Source organism: Pontibacter ruber (genome assembly GCF_023630205.1).
Lineage (GTDB): Bacteria > Bacteroidota > Bacteroidia > Cytophagales > Hymenobacteraceae > Pontibacter > Pontibacter ruber.
In genome coordinates, this window is sequence record NZ_JALPRR010000002.1 from 1,138,039 (window position 1) to 1,151,039 (window position 13,001).

Sequence of the window (13,001 nt, forward strand, 5' to 3'; positions counted from 1 at the left end):
AAACTCAGCTACATTTGAAGTAAGTATAAAAAAAGCCCCGCCTAAGCGGGGCTTCTAAGTTTTACGGCTGCTTTGGCTTACTTATTTGCCTTAGCACCAGCAACACCTTTTTCTTTGATGTTGGTCACAATGTACACATAAGCAGCACCGTCGGCCGCATTAGAATGCACTGTGATTGATTTTTTCTGCTGACCTAATTTGCCTGCGCTGTTAAATTTAGCAGTTACAAATCCGGTCTTGCCTGGCATTACGGGCTCTTTCGTCCAGGCTGGCGTGGTGCAGCCGCAGGTTACGTCCACACGCTCGATTACGAGCGGCTGGTTGCCTGTGTTGGTGAACTTGAACGTGTGCTCCACCACATCACCCTGCGTAATGTCGCCGAAGTTAAACTCTTTTTCTTCGAAGGTGATAGCTGCACCTGCTTTAGCTTGCTCCTGAGGTGCGGTAACCTGTGTTTTTGGTTGTTGCTGAGCCATAGTGCCACCGGCAACCATAGCCGCAAATGCGAACGATAAAAAGATCTTTTTCATGCTGTATAAAGGGTTATGATCTAATGCTACGCTAATCTAAAGATTATAGTTTAACAACGCTTGTACGCCGTTGTTTCTTTTGTCAGCTAACTAATAATTGCGGATTAAAGTTCAGCAGGAACAGCTCTTCCGACGACCTTGTAAGTGCCGTATAAAGCCAGCGGGCAAACTCCTCGTTTACCATATCGTCTTTCAGAAAACCCTGGTCTACAAAAACGGCTTTCCATTGCCCACCCTGCGCTTTGTGGCAGGTCAGAGCGTAGGCAAACTTCACCTGCAGGGCATTCAGGTATGGGTTTTTCTTCAGTTCCTTGCTACGCTCACGCTTGTTCGGGATGTCCATGTAGTCCTGCAGCACCTCTTCGTACAACTTCTTGTTCTGGTCGGCTGGCAGCGCCGGCGCATCCGAATAAAGTGTATCGAGCATGATCTTGACCTCCTGCTCCTCTGCATCCGGATAATCGACAAAACGAAGGCGCACATCGGCAAAACGGAAACCATACATGTCTTCGAAGCTGATGATCTTGGTGATCTCCACGAAATCGCCGTTAGCCATAAAACCAATGTCCGAATCTTTGGGAAGCCAGAAGTAATTGTTCCGTACGATCATCAGGTAATCCCCCACCCCAATCTCATCCTCTGAAAAGAAGATTCGGCGGCGGATGTGCTGGTTATACAGGTTAGCTGTTTTATTTGAGCGGCAGATAACAATGGAGTTCTCGATCCCAAACTTGTCGTAGGCATACCGCAACCCATCCTCCAGCTTTTCGCCCGTCATTCTATACATGTCGCGCCAGCCTTTGGTGGTCAACTGTATCTCCAGTTTTTCCCCTCCCAACTGGTTGCGCAAGTTCGTTGCGTTCATCAGAATGCCCGAAGCTTCTGCCTGACGCATAACCTGTTTCATTTCGATCTCGCTTACCTTGCACTTAAAGTTATGCTTTAAGTAAGTGGACTCAAGCGATGGACTAATAGCCTGGTTAACAGGAGGTAGCTGTGCCGTGTCACCGATCAGTAAGAGCTTGTTGTTTTTTTTGTCGAACACATAGCTCAACAGGTCCTGCAGCAGCCCGTTCTCGCCAAAGCCACTCTCATCCGAGATCATGGAGGCCTCATCTACGATATAAAAGGTGCTTTCCGATTTATTCGGCTGCCTTGTAAAAGAGAGACCTTCGGAGTATGGATTGGCCGTTTGGCGGTAAATTTTTTTATGGATTGTAAAAGCAGGCTTGCCGCTGTAAGACGACATAACTTTAGCTGCTCGCCCGGTAGGTGCCAGCAGCACATACTTGTACCCGAACTTGTTCAGGATCTTTACCAGCGAAGTTACCACGGTAGTTTTACCTGTACCGGCATACCCCTTCAGGAGAAATACCTGCCGTTCTTCCTCTTTGGAAAGTATAAACTCGTCGAGCTTCGCGAAAAGCCGTGCCTGGTCTTCGGTTGGTTCAAAAGGAAAACTGGTTCGCAGCGCTTCTACTGGACGCATTTTATTAATTATGAATTATAAATGACGAATTACTAATGTAATACAAAGTATAAAGCGGTCTGACTTATCTCGAATGTATACTTTGCAGCTACACTTCAACATTCAATAGCACAAGTATAGTTTAACTTTCCAACTCTTTAACTCTCTAACTTTCTAACTTCCTTGCGATGTCTTCCGGGGTGATGGTGGCCATGGTAGTGGTAGCTTTGGCAATGAGCAAGGGCTGCTCCTCTCCTTTCATTACGTATACTTCTGCCTCGCAGAAATTAAGCTTCCGTCCCTGCTTGATCACGTACCCTTTCGCCAACAACTTATCGCCCACGCCCGGATGAAAGTATGATACCTTGATTTCGGCGGTTACCACATGATGATCTTTCGGTACCAGGCTAACTGCCGCAAAGCCTGCTACAATATCGGCCAATGTTGCAATAACACCGCCGTGCGTAAAGCCTTTGTGTTGCTTGTGCCGCTGTTCCAGCAAAAGTTCCCCTTCAACGCGGCCAACTTCTATCTTTGTCACTTCAAAGCCCATGAGTTTCATAAACTCCTGGCGCTCTAATTTTTCGCGAATATCCAGCTTAAAATCCGGATTAAACGTTTGTATCATGCTGTAAAGCTACGACCAATACATTAGCTTAGCAAAATGAAAAACCTTAACCCAAATATAGCTGCTTACACAGATAAAGTACGCGTTCGTGTGTGCGGCATTTGCATTGAGCAGAACAAATTGCTGCTGGTAAGGCACCAGGCTTCTGTGGGTAACAGCATGTTCTGGGCACCACCCGGCGGAGGACTAAATTACGGTGAAACGGTAGAGGATTGCCTGAAACGGGAGTTCCTGGAGGAGACAGGACTTCAGATCCAGGTTAACAGGTTCCTGTTCGTAAATGAGTTTCTACAAGAGCCGCTGCATGCCATAGAGCTTTTCTTCGAAGTAAGCACAACCGGAGGAAGCCTTTTAACGGGTATAGATCCTGAAGCTACTGAGGAGAACCAGATCATAGAGCAGGTACAATTCCTTAGCCTCAAAGAAATACAGCAGGTACCTAAACAGGACCAGCACTGCATGTTGCATCACCTGTTGTCACTGGATGATCTGTTGGGCATGCCGCACCGGTTTTTAAGCTAACGTCTGCTGCCGGATATGGTATATTTTTTTTATACTTGCAGGATAGCAATGCATCACTACCCTGATGTTGCAGCTATAAACAAGCACCTTCTATACTTTGAACACAAGCAGCACACACTTCCGGCTGGCGCACAAAATTTACGACGAGGCATTTAAGCCCTCGCAAGCGCCCTCATGCAACCTTTACCTCTATGTAAGCCCCAAGTTTATCCGGGTGGGTGTGGCTGATATGAGCCGAAACAAGTTTGTAGCGCTGGAAGATTATGAACTGATCTCTGTTTTCACGCCGGTGCAATTATCGGAGCAATTGAGCTTGATTGCAGAAGGCAGCTCGCTTTTACAGGATCATCGCTGGCAAACGGTACGGGTGTCTATCAGCAACCAGCATTTTACACTTGTACCGGAAACGCTTTTTGACCCGGCCCACCAATCGGATTACCTGCGCCTGCACAGCGAGTTCAGCTCACAGGAAGACGTAGTGCTGAACTACAAGCACAATGGCTTAGAAGCCGTTAATATATTTGCTGTGGAAGGTGTTGTGTACCGAATGGTACAGAGCCTGTTCCCGGAGCGACCTGTGCAGTTTGTGCACCTGACCAGCACGTTGATAGGAAGCGTTATGCACCAGTTTGGTCCTAATACCGAGCGCAACCTTGCCATTTACGTGGAGCGGAACTATGTTACCGTTTTGGTGGTGAGCGATCAGGGGCTGGAATTCTGCAATATATTTCACTACCTAAGCCCGGAAGATTTTATTTACTACATCATCTTTGTGATGCAGGAGCAAAAGATGAATCCGGAACAAGGCACAATTACTGTCTGGGGCGATATCACCCACGACTCCAGCTTATTCTCTATTCTGCAGAAATACATACGGCACGTTCGGTTCGGCAAAAAACCAATAGATGTTGAGTATAGCTATAAATTCAACGATCTGTTCGAGCATCGGTACTTTGAGATCTACAGCCTACATTTTTGCGAGTAGTGAAAAATGTAGGCGTATTAAATGAGTGATGGGAGATTCTATATTAACCTATCGTACCGTTCATTTATCTCAATATGATTCTCTATAGTATAAACCACACCTACTTACTCATTCAGTTAATCACTCATTCAAAACTTATAATATGAAACGTATTGCTCTGTTCCCGGGCTCTTTCGACCCTTTTACCAATGGCCACCTGGATGTGGTATTGAGAGGAGCTTCGCTTTTTGATGAGGTAATCATTGCTATTGGCAACAACAGCAGCAAGCAGCGCTATATACCCGTAGAGCGCATGATTGATGTGATAGCAGATCTGTTTAAGGACAATCCAAATATAACGGTACAGGCTTACAAAGGATTAACTGCTGAGTTTGCCAGAACAGTTGGTGCGAAGTTTTTGCTCCGTGGCCTGCGCAATACCACCGACTTCGAGTATGAAAACACTATTGCGCAAGCCAACCGCCACGTAAATAACGAGCTCGAGACCGTTTTTCTGATCACTTCACCCCCACTGGCGGCCATCAGCTCGTCAATTATCCGGGAAATTCACCGCTTTGGCGGCAACGTAGATGATTTTATACCTTTCCCGATTTCAGCGATTGTAGATAGTGCCGGATAACAAAAGAAATAGACGTATACGCCTTCGGTAACACTTCCAGTACTTCTTCCGGTGTCATCCAGCGAACTTCCTCGATAAACTCCTCGGCCTGTGGCTTCATCAGGCTGTCATCAGTGCAGTTCATCAGGTACCAGGTAGTCTTTTTCAGGATCTTGTTGCCCTTATAAGCATATGAGTGCCAGGTTTTTGGCAGCTTGTCCAGAATCTCCACTTTAATGTTACACTCCTCTTCAACCTCGCGCAGGGCCCCCTCTTCTACATCCTCTTTCTTGTTGAGCTTGCCTTTCGGAAGGTCCCAGGTACCTAAGCGATAGATCATCAGGATTTTGCCTTCCTTCACTACCAGGCCTCCGGCAGCTTTGATGATCTTAAACTGATCTTTCAGGTGTAGGATCAGTTTTTTCTTTTTAGCGGTAACCAGCGTCAGCGAGCTCAGCTTCTTCAGCTTTTTGACTTCCATCAGCCGTACCAGCTTGTCAATTAGCGGGATATCCGCATCCCGGAAAAGCACATCGCCCACAAGATCCTTGGAAGAGAAATGGTCATCAGCGTCCATTACCACGTCGTAATGGTGCCTGTATACCTTCTCATTCGACTTTTTAAGGATCAGGGGAATATCGTTAATGAAAACGTTCATGGGTTTAGGTGCTCTTTATAAAGAATGAAATTATACAAATCAATAAATAAATCTACGCAAACAAAACACAGGGGCTCAAAAAGGTTGAATATTTATGTAAATTCGCTCATGGATTCTACTACTACAGCACATCAGGTAGCCTCTTTCCTGCTGGAAACAGAGGCCGTAAAGCTTAGACCGGAGCAGCCGTTCAAATGGAGCTCGGGCTGGAACTCACCTATTTACTGCGACAACCGCGTAACCCTTTCGTTTCCGTACATCCGCAGCTACATCAAAGATGCGTTGGCGGCTCTTATTAGAGAGCATTATACGGAAGCCGAAGCGATTGCGGGTGTGGCTACAGCAGGCATCGCTCAGGGTGCCCTTGTGGCCGACCTGTTGGAGATGCCTTTTTTATACGTGCGTCCGCAGCCTAAAAGCCACGGCATGGGTAACCAAATAGAAGGCCGATTGTTGCCAGGGCAAAGAGTAGTGCTCGTGGAAGACCTGATCTCTACGGGGGGTAGTTCCCTGAAAGCTGCCGAAGCCGTTAAAGCAGCCGGTGGCGAAGTGGTAGGTATGGTAGCCATTTTCACGTATGGCTTCCCGGTAGCAGAAGAAAATTTCCGTAAAGCAGGTATCCCATTGTACTGCCTGAGCAATTATAACGCACTTACAGAAGCAGCACTTGCTAATGGCTATATACCTGAAAGTGCTATGGAAGCACTCGCCAGATGGCGTGAGTCTCCGGAAACCTGGGGTGTTTAGTTAACTGAAAATAAGTATTAGAGGGGAGATGAAGCAAAAGCTTCATCTCCTTTTGTTTTACAGCCTATTGTTTGATTGCAGCTGTCGGATTGTTTCATCTTTATTCTCTCCTTTTACTGGCTACTCTTGAGCTGCGAACTTAAGAGAGGTTTGATCTTTTACAGATTTAAGTATAAACCTGCCTCTCCCGAGTGGGGAATTCTGCCTTTGCTTTAGCTGGAATTATACTTTCATAGTTGTTCCTGTTGTCAAACCACTCCTGCCCCTCAGAGCTACGCTCGCTAGCATCGAACTCGCTTTCTTGCTAGTTTAAGGAGGGGAACTCTGACTCTGCTATACATCAAGTATAAGTTTTATAGTTGCTGCTGGTCATCCCCCTACCCCCTTCAAAGGGGATTTTTTCTGCTTCTGCTATCTTTAATGTCATCCTGTAAGGATCTTGTGGGCTGGGAGGTTAAGCCTTTGCTTTAACACACCCCTGCCCCTCTCAAGAGGGGAATCTTTGCTTTTGCTATGTACAAAGTATAAGTTTCATAGCTGCAGGTATAGCGCGGACAGGTCGCGACCTATCCCTACACAAGGCTCCTGTTGCATAGTGGCTTACGAAGCAGTGTCTTTTCCTGTCCTTGGGTTGAGCGCCTTTGATTTGTTGCGGTGCTGAGCGACAGCGAAGCAGCCTGCAGGCGCAGCCGATGGCAGCTTCAAATCAACAGCGCGATGCCCAAGGACGAGGCCCCGCGGCCGTGAGCAAACCAAAGTATGAAATGAAACAATAGCCTTTGTAAGACTGAGGAAACAAGTAGCTACGAAGCAAAGGCTTGCCGGCAACAAGTATAAACTTCAGCTATAGAACTGTATCAGATTTCTCGCTCTGCTCGAAATGACAGAAGTAAATTTGGTAACTTCAAATACCGTATTTCTGTACCTTTATCTGCAGTATAAAACTCAATAGCATGAAAATAGGCCTCCTCTCCGATACCCATGGTTATGTAGATGATCAGATATTGCGTTTGCTCGGCGACCGCGATGAGATCTGGCATGCCGGAGATTTCGGGACCCTGGAAGTTTCGGAAAAGCTTAGCGAGGTTGCTCCCCTTCGTGGTGTATATGGCAACATCGATGACAAGGACATCCGGCTGATCCACCCGAAAGTACTTCGGTTTAACGCCAATGGACTGGAAGTTCTCATGACCCACATTGGAAGTTACCCGGGTAAGTATCATCCAGATATCAGGCAGGAGATCAAAACGAACCCACCCCAGCTATTTATCACAGGTCACTCTCATATCTTGAAGGTTATGACAGATAAGAGCCTGCACAACCTGTTGCACATCAATCCGGGGGCGGCTGGGAAGCACGGCTTCCACAAGATCAGAACCATGGTGCGGTTTAATGTAGAGGAAGGTCAGGTACGTGACCTGCAGGTAATTGAGCTTGGCAAAAGGGCATAAAAAAAGCGTGCCTGCGAGGCAAGCACACTTTGAAATCTTTTGAAAACCCGCCAACCGAAGCTTTCACAGCGTTGGCAGGCAGATGGTTTACTTAACCGTAATAAGATTACTCAGCTGAAGCTTCTTCTACCTTCTGGTTTTTAGGGGCTTCGCCGAACTGAGCACGCAGCTCGTCCATGTCAACATTCTTGATAACAGGCGTTAACAACAATTGCTTAATTCTGGCTACTTTGTTGTTTGCTCTTGCCTTATTTTTACGGTCTTTTCTTTTAAGTCTAGTAACTCCCATCGTTGCAATTTTTAAATTTGAAGGGCAAAATTAAGTTTTTATTTTTACAAAGTAAAGTATTTATAGAATCAAATTACTCATGCAAATAACAGATTTAAGATCCGATACCGTTACCCGGCCCACTCCTGAGATGCTAAGCGCCATGTTTGCAGCCAAAGTAGGTGACGATGTGTATGCCGAAGACCCAACTATAAATGAGTTGGAGCAGAAAGCAGCTGCCATGTTTGGTATGGAGGCTGGCCTCTTCTGCCCTTCCGGTACCATGACAAACCAGATCTCCATCAAAGCGCATACAGAGCCCATGACAGAAGTGATCTGCGATATTACCTCGCATATCTACCAGTATGAAGGCGGCGGCATCATGTATAACTCCATGGCTTCTGTTGCCCTGGTGCATGGCAACCGTGGTAAAATGACTCCGGCTCAGGTAGAGGCACATTTCCGTCCTTTGGATAACGTGCACTATCCGCCAACCAGGTTGGTATCGCTGGAGAACACCTGCAACAAGGGTGGCGGTGCTTATTATACGATCGAAGAAATTGCTGCCATTTCTGAAGTATGCAAGCGCCACAACCTGCCCCTGCACCTGGATGGAGCCCGTGTATTTAACGCATTGGTAGCTTCCGGCAACAAGGCGAAAGATTATGGTTTATACTTCGACAGCATCTCTGTTTGCCTTTCAAAAGGCTTGGGTGCGCCGGTAGGCTCTGTTCTGCTCGGCAGCAAAGATTTCATCAAGAAGTCGCGCCGCATCCGTAAAGTACTCGGTGGCGGTATGCGCCAGGCAGGTTACCTGGCAGCAGCCGGCATTTATGCACTGGATAATAACATCGAGCGCTTGCAGGAGGATCACCGCAAAGCCAAAGCCCTGGAAGAAACGTTGCTACAGGCGGATTATGTGGAGAGCGTGCTTCCGGTAGAAACGAACATCGTTATTTTTAAGCTGAACGAGAAGTATAAAGACCTTGACTTTGTAGCAGCCCTTGATGAACAAAACATCCGTGCCTCAAGCTTCGGACCGCAGATGATCCGCTTTGTAACGCACCTTGATATAACTGAGGAAATGTTGCAGCATACGCTACAGGTACTGCACTCGCTGAGCAAGCAGCAGGTAGAAGTATAAAATTAATTTCCTGCCCCTGCCTTCGGCAATTTATCAAAGTAGCTGTAGGAGGGGTAGGTTATGTATACTTTGTCGATCCTTTCAGCCCACCCAATCCATATAAAACTATGACCCACTCCTCTCCTAAGCTTCCTTCTTCTGAAATAATGGCTGTACTAGCCAAAGATCCTATCATAACTGCTATAGTTAGCCAAGGCAGGCCCTTGCAGTCTTCCAGGTCTGAAGATTTATACTTTAAGTTGCTTGGTTCTATCGTCTCACAGCAACTTTCAACCAAGGTAGCGGCTACTATCTTCAGGAGGTTCACAGAACTATATCCCGAAAGCTATCCGCACCCGCACCTGGTACTGGAAACACCAGATGAGATTTTGCGCAGCGCTGGATTATCGTTTCAGAAGATTGGGTACATCCGGAATGTGGCAGCCTTTGCACAAGATGGGAACCTGGAACATGCCACGATTGATGCCATGGAAGATGAAGAGCTAATCCGACACCTGACACAAATTAAAGGGGTAGGCCGCTGGACCGTAGAAATGTTGCTGATGTTTGCCCTGGAAAGGCCCGACGTTTTCCCGGTAGATGATTTGGGCATACAGAATGCCATGAAGCGCCACTATAGTTTAGAAGAGACAGGAAAACCACTGCGCCTTCGTATGCAGGAGATAGCCGAATACTGGCGCCCCTACCGTACCATTGCCAGCAAATACCTCTGGCAGTCGCTGGATAATATGCCTAAGTAAACTCTTTTAGCAGAGCTTTGAAGTTGCTCCTGTTGCAGATGTATAGATCAATTACTATATTGTATAGATACTATACAACTGCTATACATGTTTCCCTTAACAAAACAATTAAACAAACTTCCATACTTATTACCCCTGGTGCTGCTTAGCTCCTGTTACACTGCCGAATCCCCTGCTGAAATCAAAGGTAAGGTATTAAATATAGATACGAATGCTCCTGTTGCGGATGCTACCGTTCATGTTACAATAGCCAACAGCTTAACTCCGGACTACTCCTTATCCCAGCTTATCACTGCACCAACTAAAACAAATAAAGCTGGAGAGTATAAAATTGTTGTTACACCTGCTGAAAGCAGGAAAGCTTTTATGGTAAAACCATCAAAATCCGGTTACCTGCATTTAATAAAAGATGATACAAGCGCTGTGTTTGCTCAACTACACCAAAATAACAACCAGGACTTGTATTTAGCCAAGGGTTCTTTACTCAAAATAAGTATAAACAAGGCCAAAACCGATCTGGTTGAGAATGCACTGGTCAGGCTTATTTATACTTCTGATGAAATACAGCCGGCGCCATCAGGACAGGTGGAAATTGTGGATACTTTAAAGTATAAACCAACCTCAGAAAACGCTACGTTTATGAAGTTGTTCTATTTTAAGCATACTTCTAAAGTGAAGGTAGAATGGCAGAGAACAGTGAACGGTGCCCCGGAAATAAAGAACCAGACTGTTTCATTAGTAGAGTACGACACAGCTCATCATGTAATTAAATACTAAGTTCAGGCAAGTATAAGCTTCTTCTAAGAATGTAGTTTAAATAAAGATAGCCATTATAATGGCAGCGTAACTATTCAAAAGAACAATAGCTGCACAAGCAAACCATTTAGTAGTATACCACGCTATAATAACATTTAAGATATGTAAAACTTAACTTTCCTTATAAATCAAAGATGTTATTATGGAACACAAATCTGCTACTGACTTGGTTAAAGAAGCCAAACAGCAAATCGAGAACCTAACTCCTGAACAGGTGCACGAAGAATTATCGAATGGCAAAGCAACGCTGATCGATATTCGGGAGAGCGAAGAGCTGAAGCAAAATGGTAAAATTGCCGGCTCTGTGCATGCTCCACGGGGCATGTTGGAGTTTTATGCCGACAGCTCGTTACCTTATCACCGTCCGGAGTTCGATAAAAACAAACGACTTATTTTACACTGTGCTTCCGGAGGGCGCTCGGCACTGGCTACCGCTACATTAAAAAAGATGGGCTACGATAACGTGGCACACCTAGATGGCGGATTTAAGGCATGGAAGGAATCTGGAAAACCGGTTTCTGAAGAAAAGTAAATTAGTATTTAATTTAGGGAGTGGAGGGTAGTTAGGTATTTATACTTCCTGCTCTCCATTCATAAATCCTTTACTTCACCTTCGCCCGCTTTACCAGGTAACTATACAGCACCTTATCAAAAGGCTCGCTGATATCGACGGGCACAAAATCGATCTTATACTGTCCGCACTTTAATTCCAGGTCCCGCTTATACTTCTCTACAGCGGTGCGGTAATGCTCGCGCACCTGCGATGGCTGTAGCTTCAGCTCCTGCCCTGTTTCCATGTCAACAAAAACGTAAGGCCGCTCGGCAAAATCAAACTCTTCCTCGGTTTTCCGGTCCATCACATGGAAAAGCAACACCTCATGCTTCTGATGTTTTAAATGCTGAAGAGCCGCAAACACGGCATCGCTGTCATCGTGTCTGCTGAGCATATCGCTGAAAATAACCACCAGCGAGCGCTTGGGTATCTGCTGCGCAATCTGGTGGATTACGTCTGAAACGTTCGTGTCGCGGGCTGTTGGCTTTAGATCCAGTTGCTTTTGCAGGAGCAATAACAACGTATGCAGGTGCGATGCCGTGGATCGGACCGGCGTCTGAAGTTCTATTTTATCTGAGAAGGTAACAAGGCCAACAGCGTCGCGTTGCTTGCGAAGCAGCGTTGCTAGAGCCGCAGCGCACAGGGCACTGAACGTAATTTTCCCGTTGTTCTCGGTTGGGTAATACATAGAAGGCGAGACATCCAGCAACATGTGACAGCGCAGGTTCGTCTCCTCCTCAAACCGCTTTACAAAGAGCTTATCGGTGCGGGCGTATACTTTCCAGTCGATGTGGCGGGTACTTTCGCCGCTGTTGTAGAGGCGGTGCTCAGAAAATTCTACCGAAAAGCCGTGATACGGCGACTGATGCAAGCCTGTGATAAAGCCCTCCACCAGCTGCTTTGCCAGAAATTCCATGTTCTCAAATTTCTGAACGTCGGCAAGGGTGAGAGGCTTTTTCATCGGTATCTATTCTGTCTTAACAGGGGTCTTCTCTGAAACGATCAGAGAGGGATCTTGTTGCTCCTTTGGCTCTTTTTCCACTTCCTGCAGTCGCACGGTGCCTATGCCGGCTCGAACAATGTCGAGTTCTTTGGCGGCTGCCCTGGACAGATCGATAATGGAACGACTTCTGGCAGACAGGCGGTCGTTGATCTTGACAATGACAGTTTTGCCATTTTTGAGATTGGTAACCAGCACACGGGTATTAAAAGGAAGTGTGGCGTGAGCGGCTGTCAGCAGCGTTTTGTTGTAGCGCTCTCCACTGGATGTACGCTGCCCCTGCATTCGGTCGGAGTAATAAGATGCCTTACCGTCCGCTGAGTAAAGGGCTGTGCTGTTAAAGAACGAGAAAAGATAAATTAGTATAAGAGAACATAAATTCATGATATACTATATTTGGTCCGGGGCAAATATAGAAGTTAATATTTAGAGCGTCCCAATTATGGAAATTTTAAATTCAAAAATTTTTATATATCAAATTAATATGTTACTTTTAGGTTCACAAAGTTGAATTTAACGTCTAAAAACGGTGGAAGAGAACAACGAAAAAGCAGAAATTTTTTCCCAAAGGGTAAGAGCTGGAAAGAGAACGTATTTCTTTGATGTGAAGTCAACTCGCTCGAACGACTTTTATGTGACGATCACAGAAAGTAAGCGCAAGTTCAAAGACGAGACTTTCTCATATGAGAAGCACAAGATCTTTTTGTACAAGGAAGACTTCGCCAAATTCATGGAGGCTCTGCAGGGAACGATAGATCACGTTAAATCAGAATTGCTGACAGAAGAGGCACTGGCCGCTCTGGAAAACCCAGTGGCAGAAACAGAGCCTTCGTTTGATGACGAACTTAAGTGGGAATAGAAGTTCTACTCCCTTTATAGAATACAGAGCCTGT

At 46.0% G+C, this 13,001-nt stretch carries 17 protein-coding genes; 10 read left to right on the forward strand and 7 right to left on the reverse strand.

Annotated features, from left to right (window positions below; genetic code table 11):
• Positions 1–77: 77 nt before the first annotated feature.
• The 3 genes from MJ611_RS11700 to MJ611_RS11710 all read right to left on the reverse strand — a co-directional run bounded on the left by MJ611_RS11700 (position 78) and on the right by MJ611_RS11710 (position 2,626).
• The gene (locus MJ611_RS11700) at positions 78–530 is read right to left on the reverse strand and encodes a DUF1573 domain-containing protein (RefSeq protein WP_250429984.1); all 453 of its coding nucleotides are present in this window, start codon (positions 528–530) and stop codon (positions 78–80) included.
• An 82-nt stretch (positions 531–612) separates the two neighbouring features.
• Positions 613–2,019, reverse strand: a complete 1,407-nt coding sequence (locus MJ611_RS11705; protein ID WP_250429985.1) for an ATP-dependent DNA helicase — start codon at positions 2,017–2,019, stop codon at positions 613–615.
• A gap of 145 nt (positions 2,020–2,164) precedes the next feature.
• A complete protein-coding gene (locus tag MJ611_RS11710; RefSeq protein WP_250429986.1) occupies positions 2,165–2,626 on the reverse strand; it encodes a PaaI family thioesterase in 462 nt (153 codons plus the stop codon).
• 36 nt (positions 2,627–2,662) lie between these two features.
• On the opposite strand from MJ611_RS11710, the gene MJ611_RS11715 reads away from it, so the two are divergent.
• From MJ611_RS11715 to coaD, 3 genes are all read left to right on the forward strand, one after another.
• Positions 2,663–3,148 (forward strand): NUDIX domain-containing protein, encoded by a 486-nt coding sequence (locus tag MJ611_RS11715; RefSeq protein WP_250429987.1) that lies wholly within the window; start codon positions 2,663–2,665, stop codon positions 3,146–3,148.
• Between the two features lie 97 nt (positions 3,149–3,245).
• Positions 3,246–4,133: a DUF3822 family protein gene (locus tag MJ611_RS11720; RefSeq protein WP_250429988.1), complete on the forward strand. Its 888-nt coding sequence runs from the start codon at positions 3,246–3,248 to the stop codon at positions 4,131–4,133.
• Positions 4,134–4,275: 142 nt separating this feature from the next.
• The gene (coaD, locus tag MJ611_RS11725) at positions 4,276–4,752 is read left to right on the forward strand and encodes a pantetheine-phosphate adenylyltransferase (protein ID WP_250429989.1); all 477 of its coding nucleotides are present in this window, start codon (positions 4,276–4,278) and stop codon (positions 4,750–4,752) included.
• Here coaD and MJ611_RS11730 read toward each other — a convergent pair.
• Positions 4,709–5,389, reverse strand: coding sequence for an NUDIX hydrolase (locus MJ611_RS11730; protein ID WP_250429990.1), 681 nt, complete (start codon positions 5,387–5,389; stop codon positions 4,709–4,711). The two genes, coaD and MJ611_RS11730, sit on opposite strands and share 44 nt — an antisense overlap.
• A gap of 108 nt (positions 5,390–5,497) precedes the next feature.
• Between MJ611_RS11730 and pyrE the strand changes: the two genes are divergently transcribed.
• Complete coding sequence (gene pyrE / locus MJ611_RS11735) at positions 5,498–6,136, forward strand: orotate phosphoribosyltransferase (protein ID WP_250429991.1); 639 nt, start codon at positions 5,498–5,500, stop codon at positions 6,134–6,136.
• Between the two features lie 953 nt (positions 6,137–7,089).
• On the forward strand, positions 7,090–7,587 hold the full coding sequence (locus tag MJ611_RS11740) for a metallophosphoesterase family protein (protein ID WP_250429992.1): 498 nt from the start codon (positions 7,090–7,092) through the stop codon (positions 7,585–7,587).
• 106 nt (positions 7,588–7,693) lie between these two features.
• On the opposite strand, the gene MJ611_RS11745 is transcribed toward MJ611_RS11740, so the two are convergent.
• Positions 7,694–7,876 (reverse strand): hypothetical protein, encoded by a 183-nt coding sequence (locus MJ611_RS11745; protein ID WP_250429993.1) that lies wholly within the window; start codon positions 7,874–7,876, stop codon positions 7,694–7,696.
• A 79-nt stretch (positions 7,877–7,955) separates the two neighbouring features.
• Here MJ611_RS11745 and MJ611_RS11750 point away from each other — a divergent pair, with 79 nt between their 5' ends.
• From MJ611_RS11750 to MJ611_RS11765, 4 genes are all read left to right on the forward strand, one after another.
• Entirely contained in the window at positions 7,956–8,999 is a 1,044-nt protein-coding gene (locus MJ611_RS11750) for a threonine aldolase family protein (RefSeq protein WP_250429994.1), read from the forward strand.
• 107 nt (positions 9,000–9,106) lie between these two features.
• Positions 9,107–9,739 carry a DNA-3-methyladenine glycosylase family protein gene (locus MJ611_RS11755; protein WP_250429995.1) on the forward strand — a complete coding sequence of 211 codons (633 nt, stop codon included), beginning with the start codon at positions 9,107–9,109 and terminating at the stop codon, positions 9,737–9,739.
• A gap of 87 nt (positions 9,740–9,826) precedes the next feature.
• On the forward strand, positions 9,827–10,516 hold the full coding sequence (locus MJ611_RS11760; RefSeq protein ID WP_250429996.1) for a hypothetical protein: 690 nt from the start codon (positions 9,827–9,829) through the stop codon (positions 10,514–10,516).
• Positions 10,517–10,697: 181 nt separating this feature from the next.
• Positions 10,698–11,087, forward strand: coding sequence for a rhodanese-like domain-containing protein (locus MJ611_RS11765; RefSeq protein WP_250429997.1), 390 nt, complete (start codon positions 10,698–10,700; stop codon positions 11,085–11,087).
• Positions 11,088–11,157: 70 nt separating this feature from the next.
• Here MJ611_RS11765 and MJ611_RS11770 read toward each other — a convergent pair whose 3' ends face one another.
• Both MJ611_RS11770 and MJ611_RS11775 read right to left on the reverse strand, forming a co-directional pair.
• The gene (locus MJ611_RS11770) at positions 11,158–12,069 is read right to left on the reverse strand and encodes a DUF58 domain-containing protein (RefSeq protein ID WP_250429998.1); all 912 of its coding nucleotides are present in this window, start codon (positions 12,067–12,069) and stop codon (positions 11,158–11,160) included.
• 6 nt (positions 12,070–12,075) lie between these two features.
• Positions 12,076–12,492, reverse strand: coding sequence for a septal ring lytic transglycosylase RlpA family protein (locus tag MJ611_RS11775; RefSeq protein WP_250429999.1), 417 nt, complete (start codon positions 12,490–12,492; stop codon positions 12,076–12,078).
• 145 nt (positions 12,493–12,637) lie between these two features.
• On the opposite strand from MJ611_RS11775, the gene MJ611_RS11780 reads away from it, so the two are divergent.
• Positions 12,638–12,967 carry a DUF3276 family protein gene (locus MJ611_RS11780; RefSeq protein WP_250430000.1) on the forward strand — a complete coding sequence of 110 codons (330 nt, stop codon included), beginning with the start codon at positions 12,638–12,640 and terminating at the stop codon, positions 12,965–12,967.
• The last annotated feature ends 34 nt before the right edge of the window (positions 12,968–13,001 follow it).